The sequence below is a fragment of the Campylobacter sp. IFREMER_LSEM_CL2194 genome (assembly GCF_025771685.1).
Taxonomy (GTDB): domain Bacteria; phylum Campylobacterota; class Campylobacteria; order Campylobacterales; family Campylobacteraceae; genus Campylobacter_D.
In genome coordinates this window covers 1-11785 of record NZ_JAKMQS010000021.1, presented here as the reverse complement: position 1 = coordinate 11785, position 11785 = coordinate 1, and the positions used below count along the sequence as shown (strand labels likewise).

Here is an 11785-nt window from a genome sequence, read left to right as displayed (position 1 = left end):
ACTCTTCCATACTCATCAGTATAAATAGTATTTCTTTGATTTTCTATATTAAAATCTTCTCCTATAACTATACCCATGGTATTAATTGGAGGTTTTGGTTTGGATTTAAAACTAGGTGTAAAGGTTAAAAAAGATGGAATAAGGGTTAAATTATTTGTATAAGATTTACTTAGATTTAAGTCTTTAATATTTAAATTATCATTGGTGTTGATAGTATTAGCTAAAATAGCATCATCAATTAAAATTTGTTCTTTTGCTATAATGGTATATTCTTTTGTAGTTTCTTTTTGAATATTGATTTTAATACTTTCATTTAAACTAAGATGATAAATATTGCTTTTTGCTTTTAGCATATTATTAAGCATAGTATTTCTTTTTTCTTTTAGGGTAGGGGATTGTTTTAAATTGATATTTTGTGTAAAGGAATACTCGCTTTCATAATAATGCTCATTATAATGTGCATTGGTGTTTTGTGCTTTAGTGCTTAATGAATATAAACTTAAAGGTTGTTTGGAATTATTGCTAGAATGAGTAAAAGCATTAGTTTGTATTTGCTTTTCTTTATTTAGTGCATAAATACAAGTTTCATTAAGATGGTTGTTGATATTAGGATTAAAAACTATATCTTTTATTTTGCCTTTATGAGTATAAAAATCATAAAAATAAATATTATCCTTATCTTCATAAAAATAAATGCCATGATTGTGTGTTAATCTTGTGATAAATTCTAAATCACTTTCATTGTATTGAGATATAAGCTCTTTAGTTTCATATATATGATGAATATTAGAAAAATCAATGTTTTTATTTAGCTTGGTGTTGTAATAGGCTAAGGTTTGTTTAATTACTTCTATTATGTTTGTATGAGTATAAATACGATTTGCTTTATTAAAATCAAGTCTTATTAAAGGAGAATGCAAGTTAAACTTAAAAAAATGTTTATGGTTTAATTGTTTAAAATTTTCTTTTACAATATTGCTAGCACTACCTTGATTAATGCCTAAATACTCAACATAAGATATTATTCCTTTATAAATCATATCAATATTAGTTGAAAAATCTATCTTTTTGTTTTCATAAGGATTTTTAATTATAAGCGAAGCTTCTTTATCAATAAGCATATTAGGATTAAATTCAATATTATCATCACTAAAAATATCATTATTGATATTTTCATAAAAACCTTCACATTCACATAAGAAGATCTGATCCAAGCTTTCTTTTATAATGGCTTTTGTGATTTTAAAATCAAGTTTGTTAATTTTTAAATTAAGATAGGAATTATGGGTATTCATTAAAAAGCCTTTGTTTTAGTATGAGGGTTTTAATGGAAGTGATAAAGATAAAATAGCATATAAAGCTCATTGTTAAACAATAAGCTTATTGTGCTATGAATTTGCTTCTCTCCAATCATCACTTCCGCTTGTTCCAGCCGCTGTATGCTCCCAAATAACTTTTCTGTAATTTAAAGATACCTTAAAAAGCTCTGTTTTGTCATGATTGTTTGCTTCTTGAGCATTTGGCATTACTAAGGTAATATCTGTAATGATAGCATCTTCTAATTTAGTTGTAAAAAAATGTTCTTGTCCGCCACTTGTTGATGTTCTAAACCAATGAACTTCAACACTTGGAAGTCTTTCACCTTTTGTCAGTGCATTGTAAAGTAGAGGAACTGCCTTATTTAGAGAGCAAGTGAAAGTAAAAGGTTTGTGAACTCTTTGTCCTGATGGTTGTCCGCTTTGCTGATCAACTGGAACTGTTACAATATGAGAAATTTCTTGAGCCATAATCTCATCTTCGTGTCCTGCTTGATAGCGATTTCCTATACTTGCTTCCGTAGAAGCACCACTTGAAATAAGTCCTTGGGTTGAACCTTCAATTTTGATATATGCTGGTTGTGCCATGTTTTTCCTTATGATTATAATTTTAACTTTATATTTATATTAAAAGCTTTTAATATTTTAATACAGAATAAGTAAAAATAATATAAAATTAATAAATAGAAATAAAAATTATTTGAATTTATATTAGGAAAAATTATGTTTCAAAAAATAATGCAAATTTTAAAATCTAGGATTTTCGTAATCACATTAATGCTTATTATTTTAGTTGTCTTAAGTTTATTTTTTTGGACTTATGGTTCTTTATTTGCATTTAATGAAATTTATATTTTTAGTAATTCTTATTTAAGATTTGGGATAATTTTTGTATTTTGGTGCTGTATTTTTTTATTTTTTCTTTTAAAACCTTTAAATAATTTTATAAAATCTTTTAAAGATGATAAAAGAATAAGACTTAAAGAGATTAGAAAGGAAGCTGATAGATTTTTATACAAAGCAAAAAGAAATTTCTTTATTGCATTAAAAGATGCTAAACAAACATGGAAAAAAGATATCAATACTAAAAATTTACCTCTTGTTATTATCATAGGAAATGAAGGTGCTGGTAAAAGTACTTTTATAAATTATTCTGATATAGAATATCCTTTAAGTGATAGTTTAGAATCATATAAAAAGATGCATAAGTCTACCAATAATTTTAGTTTATATGTTTCCAAGAAAGGCGCTTTGCTTGATACTGAGGGAAATTATTTTTCTCAAGAAGATTTTTTTCATCCTAATAGTAGTGATGAGTTACCCGAAGATGATATAGAGAAAAATAGAGATTTCTTAATTAAAAAGAGCATTTGGCAAAATTTTTTAAAATTTTTAAATAAGAATTATTTTCACAGTAAATTAAATGGTGTTGTCTTGATAATTGACACTCGATTATTTTTGGAAAACACAAAAGAATATTCTAATAATTTAATTCGTTATTTAACAAAAAGAGTGCATGAGTGTGAAAAAATTTTAGGTGTACAATTACCTATTTATGTTGTTTTTTCAAAATTAGATTTGATAGAAGGTATGAGAGAATTTTTTGATATTTTTAATGAAAAAATTCAAAAAAAAGCTTTTGGTATAAGTTTTGCAGAACATTTTAAAGAAGAAGATATTCAAAAGTCTTTTGAAGAGATAAGCAAATCTTTGTTTTTACGTTTTGTTGATAAAAATTCTTCTATATACACTATAGAGGAAAAAAATAAAATTTATTTATTTTTAAAGCAGTTGGATAATTTATTTGTATTGAGCAAAGACTTTATCGTGCAACTCCAAAATGAAAATATTTTAAAAAATAGTTCAGTTTTAAGAGGGGTATATTATGTAAGTGCTTATCAAGAAAATGTGCCAAGAAATTTTATGCTTGATACAATTTGTGAAAAGTATAATATAAAAAAACCATTAGCTCAAGTAAAACAGTCTTTTAGTAAGCAAAGTTATTTTGTTCAGTCTTTGCTTGAAGATATTGTCTTTAAAGATTCATCACTAAGTAGAATTAAAAGTTTTTATAAAAAGATATCGCTTGTGGGTCTAACTATATTTTTGAGTTGTATGACTTATTTTATTTCATCTTATTTTATTCTTAAAAGTGAGCAAGAAAAGAAAATATCTCAAAGTGTTTATACTGATCTTTCATTTTTGTTGAAAAATATGCAAGATTACCCCATGATGAGTATAGAAGAAAAAGCAAAATTATTAGTTGATTTAAGAAATATACTAAGTGTATATCCGCAATTAATCGAAAAGGCAAGTTTGTTTGAATATTTCAGCTTAGACATAACATATAAAGGCTTTAAAAAAGCTCAAAATTTATATTATAAAATTAGTGAAGATGTGTTGAAAAATACCCTATTAAAAGAAATGGAAATAATATTACAAACTGACAATAATTATGATAACTTAATTAAAACTTTATATGTATATAAATCATTGTTTGAGCAAAAATATCTTGATAAAGATTTATTAAAAATATGGATTAATGAAAATTGGAATTTTTTAGAAAAATATAAAATTTCTAAAGAAAATTTTCTATCTGGTATCGATGAACTTCAAAAGATTGATTTAAGCACTTCTCAGCAAGATGATATTTCGGTTAAATTATCTATTGAAAAACTATATAATGTAGCAAAAATTCAAAGAATATATATTTTACTTAACTTTATCATTCTAGATAAAAAAAATAAAGTATATAATTTTAAAAATGAATTAGGGTTTGCTGCTAACAATATTTTCTCAGAGTCTATTAAAATTGATAGTATCGAAGAAATTTACACAAAAAGAGGTATGGCCGACTTTTTGCAAACATTAAATGTAAAAATAGATAAAGCCATTGAGATTGATTCGTGGATTTTAAATGATTTGTCAAATTCTGAAAATAGAAGCAATATGGCAATGGGAATTATTAAAATTTATTTAACGCAATATCAAAATAAATGGCAAGAAATTTTAAATTCACTTGCACCAAAAAAGTTTATTTCCAAAAGTTCTATGTTAAATGAACTTAATATACTATCTAAAAAAGAAAATCCTTTAATGAATTTTATAAAAATTGTTAGTGTAAATACCAATCTTAATGATGCTGCCTTACTAACTCAAGCATATAATCTCGGTGTTAATGCTGCTGAAATAAAGACAAGTTTTATGGGGATTACCAGTTCGTTTGATGCTTATCATAAAATTATAGAACAAAATTCTATTTTAAATACGGGTGCTACTGCTGTAGGTTTAGATGTTGGAAGTCATCAAAAAACCATGGAATTAATAAATACAGATTTGTCTAATATTTATAAAAAAATAACTGACTTTACAACAAATAACTCGCAAACTATTGAGGAAAAAATAAAATACGCTTTAAGCGATAGTAAAGATTCTAGCGACCCATTTAGTTCTCTTGAACAAAATATTAAAAATTTACCAAGTGAATTGGAAAAATATTATGCAACTCTTTCTTTGTATGCTTGGAATATTATAGAAAACCATGGAGTTTCTTTGTTTAATACTGTTTGGTTGAATGAGGTTTATGCACCATTTGTTAATGATATAGCTCCTTTTTATCCTTTTAATTTATTAAGTTCACAAGATTTAAGTATAGATTCTTTTAAAAATTTCTTTGGTAAAAATGGAATTTTAAATAAGTTTTATGAAAAATATTTAACAAATGTTCTAATTAAAAGAAAAAATGTTTACTCTGTTAATTCTAAATTTAGCTCAAGATTAACTTTTTCCAAAGAATTTTTGGATTTTATTACTAAGGCTGGTAATTTATCAGAGTTAATGCTAAATGCAAATGATGTAATGAGAGTGCGTTTTACTTTACAAAGTCTTGACTTAAGTGCCGATTTTTCTTTTGTAAAGGTTCAGTATAATGATACTTCTATTATATATGATCACACATTGCATACAAAATTAGATGTTATAACTGATGAATTTAACAATGGAACTAGTTTTGATTTCACTGCGTATTCTTATTTAGATGCTAATATAAATTACACAAAATCATATAAAGGAGAATGGGCTTGGTATAAATTGTTACAGGAAAGTAAAAATTTAAATTCATCTTATAGTGTTTTATTTAATGACAATAAAAAAATGTATTTTGATTTCAAGCTTAACAACAATAACTCAGATGTTAATAATATAATTAAAATATTAAGTGATTTTAAAATAGTAGAAAATATAACAAAGGCTCAAAATGATAGATAAAGAAAGCATGGGATTAATAATTGAAAATATTGATGAAAATATTACAAAAACAGTAGCTTGTGTATTTGATGAAACTGGTGGACTTGTTGGATCAAGTCCAGAATGTTTGTTTTGGATACAAGATAAAAATAATTCTGTTAAAGAAAAACATATGAAGATTACTTTTGAAGAAGGTTTTTTTACTATGACGCCTATAGAAGGTAGTGATATTTTTTATAATAATTCTTTTTCTAGGTTGGAAGATGGTTATGAAATTATTATTAATAAAGGTGATGTTTTAAAGTTAGGTCTTATTGAGTTGCGTTTTGTTGATTCAAAAGAGATTAAACAAGAAACTTTAAAGCAAGCAAAAGAAATAAAAGAAATAGAAAAACACACACAGATGGATGAAATAGAGCTAAAACCTAGAGGAAAAATAGATGGTTTAGATTTTAAGGCAAAAGAAAACATTAAAGAACTTATTGAAACAAAAATAGATTATAGTTTTATTGAGGATAATAATATTAAAAATTCCGAAGTTATTATGGAATCTAATTCTTCTGTTAATTTAGATTTTACTTATGAAAATATAGGAAAAATTTTAGATAAATTGCAAAATGAATTATCACAAAATCGTAAAAAAACAATACTAAATGATAATTTCCAAAAATTAAATATAGATGATTTTCAAACGATTATTTCAAAAATTCCGCTTATTAAAGATACAAAACTAATTAATCTTGTTGTATTAAAATTAATTACTAAAGAATTGTATTCACCTGTATTTAAAGAGATGGAAGAAGATATTTTTGTGACTTATTTGCAAAACGCCTTACAAAATATCATCAAAAATGATCAAAATATATTTGAAAATTTGACTTTACTGTCTTTAAATAAATACAAAGAAAAATAATTTTTCAAAGTAAAGTAAGATAATTTTCCAAAATTAAATTTAAAAAAGGAGTATCAAATGAAAATCACAATGATAATTCTAAGCTTGTTTTCTTTAGTATCTTTAAGTGCATGTGCTTTTAAAGAAAATAAAGCAAGTAAATTAGAAACTCTTGCAAGTAATTATGGTGGAATTTATATCTTTGATAAAAAAATAAGAGAAGAGATATTGGAAAATGAAAGAAAGATAAAAGAATATAATCAATGGATTAATAATATATCTGCTTCTGATGAAGAGTTAAGAGCTAATATTAAAAAGTAATGATGTAGAAAAAAATTCCCTCAAGTCCTTTCTAATGGTTGTAAATATTATCGTAGTGATTATAGACATAAAGGTAAAGCTAATTTTGGTTTCAAAGATAAACCCGAATTTGCATACTATGAAGATCAATTTAAAGCATACATGGGTGAAGAAAACTATAAAAAATTAAGACCTTATCTAGGTATGAGAAGTTATTATGTATACAAGGGTAAAAAATACCCTGTTACTTTTTCTACTATGATAGATTATAAAGTAAAAAGCTATGGATTATTTGGAGATGAAGGAAGAGGATTTAGCTTTTCTAGCATTAGTCGTAAAAGTGTAGGAGGAGGATCTTTTCATTATTTTACTAATGGTAAATTTATAAAAAGTGATGAAAAATATACAGGACAAAGTTACTGATGAACCCTAAAGAACTTATTTCTCAAATCAAAGACTATGCTAATTGTGCAGATGCTAGTTATGCTATGTTGCAATATGTTTGGGAAAATATAGAGCAAGATGATTATAAAGCAGATAAACTTACTTTTGGTGATAAATTAAAGCAAGATATTGTTATGAAAAATAGTAAAAGGGAAAATATTGTAAAACCTAAAAATACAAACACAGCTTATGCTTGTGCTATACAAGCTCGTTTTGAACAAAATAAAATAGTTAAAATAGAACCTAAATATTGTATTTCTCTTATAAATACTTGTTTTGATAGTAAAGAAATAACATTGGATAATGATATTAGCAGGGTAGGGTTAAATGATGCACTGAGTAAAAGAACTATTGATTTTGTAAATAGATTTAAACTTTTAAAACATCAGCCCAACACTACAAATTGTCTTATGAAAAAACAGAGAAAATTAAGAGGAGTTAATAAATGCTAGAATTCTTTATTAATCTTTTAATATTTATTCTTATATTTTTCTTTTTTGTTTTTATATTTTCTGTTATTTTATATTTTATCTTTAAAATTTTTTATAAATTAAAAAATAAAACAAAAACTATAAATTTTAAAACAATATTTAAAAAATTTACTTTGTTTCTTTTACCTGCATATCTTTTATTATTCTTAGTAGGAGGATGTTCTTATAAATATATGGATCCGCAGTATTATGAGTTTAGGAGCTTGTGTAAAGATATAGATAATAAAGTAATAATTTACAATAAAGCTTATTGGGAAATATTCAGCAATAGAGAAAAAGGAAATACAATGCATGATGAAAAAGGAGAATTCTTTTTTAATCAAAAAATAAATAAAAAAATATATTTTGATTTTAAAAAATCAGAAAGCATTAATGTGTTGCAAAAAAATAAATTTACTTTAACAGAAGTTACATTTGAAGATTATTATGATGGTATTCATTATTCAACACACTTATCTTATATTTATAATGATTATGGTATATTTTTGGGAGGTGATGAGGGTGCTGGATTCTATTTTAGATATCATAAAAGACTGTATTGTGAAGATATTAGATAAAAAATTAGAAAGATAATTTGAGATTTAGATTTTTGGAATAACAAATGAGCAAAAACATTAAAACACAAGAAGCTAAATTAGACTTAATCACTAAATTTTTAGACTATGCTAATTGTGCAGATGCTAGTTATGCGATGTTGCAATATGTTTTTAAAGGTGTAATTAAATATAAAAATGATAATGGCAATGAATTAGAAAAAAAAGTAGATACCCAAAGACTAGGTGATAAGCATAATAATCAAAATTCTACCTATGCAAGAGCTATACAAGCTCGTTTTGAACAAAATAAAATAGTTAAAATAGAACCTAAATATTGTATTTCTCTTATAAATACTTGTTTTGATAGTAAAGAAATAACATTGGATAATGATATTAGTAGGGTAGGATTGAATGATGCACTGAGTAAAAGAACTATTGATTTTGTAAATAGATTTAAACTTTTAAAACATCAGCCCAACACTACAAGTGGCTTTAGTGTTACTTTGTTTGGAGAAAAAAGAAAACAAATTGATAGTAAAACTAAAGAAAAAATCTATACAAGTGAATATGGCTATATCAATTATATTTTAGCCATTAGAGGAATAGAGCCTAAGGAAGTCAAATAATGAAAAAGTTTCTTGCACCTAAAAAGATTATCTTAGTATTTATTACATTATTTGGAATTTATCTACTTGGAATCCCGCTTTATTATACTCCTTATGAATTACAACCAAGTTATTGGAAGTTTAAGAAAATATGTGAGTTAGATATTACACCGCCTTCTAAAAAAAAGAACAGAGAAAGCATTAAAATTATTTGGAGTTAATCCTAGTGATTTACAAAATAATTTAAAACTTGAGAATAATAATTATATTGCACGATTTAGATATGATACTGAGAGAATAAAAGCTCAGTTAAATATTAAAATGGATTTGGAAAAAAATATAATAGAAATCAATGAATCAGGCTCAATTTGGTATGATTGGAGACCTATGATATTAGGCAATGAAGGCAATATGGATTTTAGAGTTATGTGGAATAATTATATTACCTGTGGTGATATCTATATTAAAGAGATGCCAGAATGTTTTAAAGATAATAAGTTTATCTGTAATTTTAAGGAGGCAAAATGACAAATAAAGAGATAGTTGAAAAACTACGAGATAACGCTGAGTTAGCATGGGCTAGCTATGGATATTTTCACTATTTTTTAGAACAGCAAAGTAAATCTCACTTTCTTGTAATGCAAGATAGGCAAGGCAATGAAATTAGAGACGCTGACAATAAACCTAAAATTCAAGAAATTTACATTACGGATATTTTGAATACAAACTATAAAAATCATAGAGTTGTTGAATTCGTTCAGTTAGATAAAGAACAAAAAGAAATTACTATCAGCAAGCTCGATGGCGACTTCTCCCCACTCCAAGCCAAACAATTCTTAGATAGATATGATTTATTAATCCATCAAACAAATACAGAGTCAAGCTTTTCTGCTGCTTTGTTCTATGATACATACAAAGATGGTTTCGTGGTGTGGTTTAGGGAAACAGAATGCGGATTCTAAAAATACTTTATATTTGTTGGATTATATTATGTGTTGTAGGTTGGTTTATATCTCCTATTGTTGGACATAATCCAAATAGGGTTGAGGAGTTTTTTATAATGCTTGGTTGGATAGTCTTTCCACTAATGATAGCCAATCTATGGCTTTTTGGAATAACAAGAATTAAAAAATATTTAAGGAATTTTTTAATATTGTTTTTATATTACCCTTTGGCATTTGCTCTGTTTTTGGTGCTAAATTAACTTTAGGAGACTAAATGAAAGAATTAATCAACAATCTAAGAGACTATGCCGAGTTGGCTCAAGCAAGTTATTTTAACTTTATGTATATCAATAACGATGAGCGAGAAATGGATAGTTATAAAATAGGGCAAAATAGATTCCCTAAAGATAAAGACAATATAGAAAATTTAGAATATACAAAGACCTTATCTAAAAAATATAAAGATTATTTTATTTATGATGATTCCATTGCACTATATCCGACACTTAATGGAGAATTTGGGGAGATTCAAGCTAAAAACTTTGCTAAAAAATATGAGATTAAATTCCACCAACCAAATACGGCTTCTGGCTTTAGTGCTACTTTGTTTTATGATAAAGAAAAAGATAAGTTTGTAGTAGGGTTTAGGGGGACAGAGGGACTTTGGAGTATGGATACTTTGGCGGATATAGGGCTTACCTTTGGTAAGGGCGATTTTCAACTTAATGCTTTAAAGCAATTTTTATTAGACATAGCACCTATTTTAAACAAAGTAGATTCAAATAATATTATTTTTATAGGGCATTCTTTAGGCGGATATTTAGCAGTTATAGCAATGCAATTTTGCGATACTATTGATAGGAGCTTAAATACACAATTTAATGCAATCAAATTTATGGCATCGCAAGTCTATACTTTTAATTCTCCTGCTATTGATGAGATTGATAATATGCTAATGCGGGCTTTGGCAGCATTATTAGATAAAAATATTATGGAGCAAGTCTTAAATCCTCAAAAAGTATATTGTGTCTATGACAGCGGTGGTATAAATATCATCGCTTCTGCTCAATATGGCTCACACAATAGACTGCCTATCTATACGGGTAAAGATTCTCACTCCATAATCCCCCTAACTCAAACTCTTTACTTCTACTCCTATCTTTTAGAATTAGATGCTAACCATAACAAAGTCAAAGATAAAAGTTTTAGTGAATGTATAGAGTATCTTAATCATTTTATGAAAAATATTCAAATATATACAGAAACTTTTGTGTTAAAAAATAATGCTATTAATAATAAAAATTTCGCTCTTAAAAATGGACCTCTTGGGCTTTTAAGAAGCTCTCCAAAAAAAATCAATCATTTTGAATATTTTCTTTCATTAATAGCCACTATAATGCAAGAAACAAATGGTATTTTAGAAGAGGTTGGAGATAATTATTATACAAGCTATAAAGCTCCTACCATTAGTCAAATAAAAATCATAGATTTTATTTTAAAGGCACATGAAAAAGAAAAATATATTTTAATTCTTGATAAAAATGATTTTAATAAATACAGAAAAGATAGTTCCTTTATTAATAATCAAGAAAATTTAGCTCATAAAATTGCCATTGGGGAATTTAGAATTTTTATTGTGGTTTATAAAGATATGAAATGTCTTGAAAATATTAATAATATAACAAAAATATACAGATATAATTCAAAAAGTTATAAAATAAAAGATCAAATTTGGGATGAACAATATTTAGGTGGAGTTTGTAAAATATCACAAGCTTTGTATTTTAATGGAAAAGCTAAAATAGGTATTATTTAGGAAAATTATGATAGGTAGAGACTTTTTATATTCTATTCATAAAGATAAAAAAAGTATTTATTTGTTTTGTGAAAATAAAAGCATCATTGATTGTCAAAGTATTTATGATGAACTTTACAAATTAGAAGCAACGACAGATTTTACTTTTGAAGAACTCCAAAACTACCAAGCTTATATCTTTTTAAACTCTACCCTC

Annotated in this window: 12 protein-coding genes and 1 pseudogene; 11 read left to right on the top strand and 2 right to left on the bottom strand. The window is 25.7% G+C overall.

Features of this window, described 5'->3' with window-relative positions; translation table 11 throughout:
* Both L8V79_RS07760 and L8V79_RS07755 read right to left on the bottom strand, forming a co-directional pair.
* A partial coding sequence (locus L8V79_RS07760) for a contractile injection system protein, VgrG/Pvc8 family (RefSeq protein ID WP_263703160.1) occupies nt 1–1295 on the bottom strand: 1295 nt, incomplete at its 3' end.
* A gap of 93 nt (nt 1296–1388) precedes the next feature.
* Entirely contained in the window at nt 1389–1904 is a 516-nt protein-coding gene (locus L8V79_RS07755) for an Hcp family type VI secretion system effector (RefSeq protein ID WP_039626225.1), read from the bottom strand.
* Nucleotides 1905–2039: 135 nt separating this feature from the next.
* Between L8V79_RS07755 and tssM the strand changes: the two genes are divergently transcribed.
* The 11 genes and pseudogenes from tssM to L8V79_RS07700 form a co-directional block, all read left to right on the top strand.
* On the top strand, nt 2040–5582 hold the full coding sequence (gene tssM, locus L8V79_RS07750; RefSeq protein WP_263703159.1) for a type VI secretion system membrane subunit TssM: 3543 nt from the start codon (nt 2040–2042) through the stop codon (nt 5580–5582).
* Nucleotides 5572–6474: a hypothetical protein gene (locus L8V79_RS07745; RefSeq protein WP_263703158.1), complete on the top strand. Its 903-nt coding sequence runs from the start codon at nt 5572–5574 to the stop codon at nt 6472–6474. The genes tssM and L8V79_RS07745 overlap by 11 nt, the downstream gene beginning before the upstream one ends.
* 57 nt (nt 6475–6531) lie before the next feature.
* Complete coding sequence (locus L8V79_RS07740) at nt 6532–6774, top strand: hypothetical protein (RefSeq protein ID WP_263703157.1); 243 nt, start codon at nt 6532–6534, stop codon at nt 6772–6774.
* A 141-nt stretch (nt 6775–6915) separates the two neighbouring features.
* Nucleotides 6916–7176: a hypothetical protein gene (locus L8V79_RS07735; protein WP_263703156.1), complete on the top strand. Its 261-nt coding sequence runs from the start codon at nt 6916–6918 to the stop codon at nt 7174–7176.
* Nucleotides 7176–7649, top strand: a complete 474-nt coding sequence (locus tag L8V79_RS07730) for a methyltransferase (RefSeq protein ID WP_263703155.1) — start codon at nt 7176–7178, stop codon at nt 7647–7649. Before L8V79_RS07735 ends, L8V79_RS07730 begins: the two co-directional genes overlap by 1 nt.
* Nucleotides 7650–7975: 326 nt before the next feature.
* The gene (locus L8V79_RS07725; protein ID WP_162497605.1) at nt 7976–8245 is read left to right on the top strand and encodes a hypothetical protein; all 270 of its coding nucleotides are present in this window, start codon (nt 7976–7978) and stop codon (nt 8243–8245) included.
* Between the two features lie 44 nt (nt 8246–8289).
* Nucleotides 8290–8850, top strand: a complete 561-nt coding sequence (locus L8V79_RS07720; protein ID WP_263703154.1) for a methyltransferase — start codon at nt 8290–8292, stop codon at nt 8848–8850.
* The gene (locus L8V79_RS07715) at nt 8850–9050 is read left to right on the top strand and encodes a hypothetical protein (protein WP_263666958.1); all 201 of its coding nucleotides are present in this window, start codon (nt 8850–8852) and stop codon (nt 9048–9050) included. The genes L8V79_RS07720 and L8V79_RS07715 overlap by 1 nt, the downstream gene beginning before the upstream one ends.
* 303 nt (nt 9051–9353) lie before the next feature.
* Nucleotides 9354–9791, top strand: coding sequence for a hypothetical protein (locus tag L8V79_RS07710; protein WP_044598580.1), 438 nt, complete (start codon nt 9354–9356; stop codon nt 9789–9791).
* A gap of 256 nt (nt 9792–10047) precedes the next feature.
* The gene (locus L8V79_RS07705; RefSeq protein WP_263703153.1) at nt 10048–11589 is read left to right on the top strand and encodes a lipase family protein; all 1542 of its coding nucleotides are present in this window, start codon (nt 10048–10050) and stop codon (nt 11587–11589) included.
* A gap of 7 nt (nt 11590–11596) precedes the next feature.
* Nucleotides 11597–11785: pseudogene (locus L8V79_RS07700) on the top strand (hypothetical protein); the annotation flags it as partial.

What these genes read in the sequence shown, in the direction of transcription:
- L8V79_RS07755 (WP_039626225.1), bottom strand. Translation starts at nt 1,904, where the DNA reads ATGGCACAACCAGCATATATCAAAATTGAAGGTTCAACCCAAGGACTT.
- tssM (WP_263703159.1), top strand. Translation starts at nt 2,040, where the DNA reads ATGTTTCAAAAAATAATGCAAATTTTAAAATCTAGGATTTTCGTAATC.
- L8V79_RS07745 (WP_263703158.1), top strand. Translation starts at nt 5,572, where the DNA reads ATGATAGATAAAGAAAGCATGGGATTAATAATTGAAAATATTGATGAA.
- L8V79_RS07740 (WP_263703157.1), top strand. Translation starts at nt 6,532, where the DNA reads ATGAAAATCACAATGATAATTCTAAGCTTGTTTTCTTTAGTATCTTTA.
- L8V79_RS07735 (WP_263703156.1), top strand. Translation starts at nt 6,916, where the DNA reads ATGGGTGAAGAAAACTATAAAAAATTAAGACCTTATCTAGGTATGAGA.
- L8V79_RS07730 (WP_263703155.1), top strand. Translation starts at nt 7,176, where the DNA reads ATGAACCCTAAAGAACTTATTTCTCAAATCAAAGACTATGCTAATTGT.
- L8V79_RS07725 (WP_162497605.1), top strand. Translation starts at nt 7,976, where the DNA reads ATGCATGATGAAAAAGGAGAATTCTTTTTTAATCAAAAAATAAATAAA.
- L8V79_RS07720 (WP_263703154.1), top strand. Translation starts at nt 8,290, where the DNA reads ATGAGCAAAAACATTAAAACACAAGAAGCTAAATTAGACTTAATCACT.
- L8V79_RS07715 (WP_263666958.1), top strand. Translation starts at nt 8,850, where the DNA reads ATGAAAAAGTTTCTTGCACCTAAAAAGATTATCTTAGTATTTATTACA.
- L8V79_RS07710 (WP_044598580.1), top strand. Translation starts at nt 9,354, where the DNA reads ATGACAAATAAAGAGATAGTTGAAAAACTACGAGATAACGCTGAGTTA.
- L8V79_RS07705 (WP_263703153.1), top strand. Translation starts at nt 10,048, where the DNA reads ATGAAAGAATTAATCAACAATCTAAGAGACTATGCCGAGTTGGCTCAA.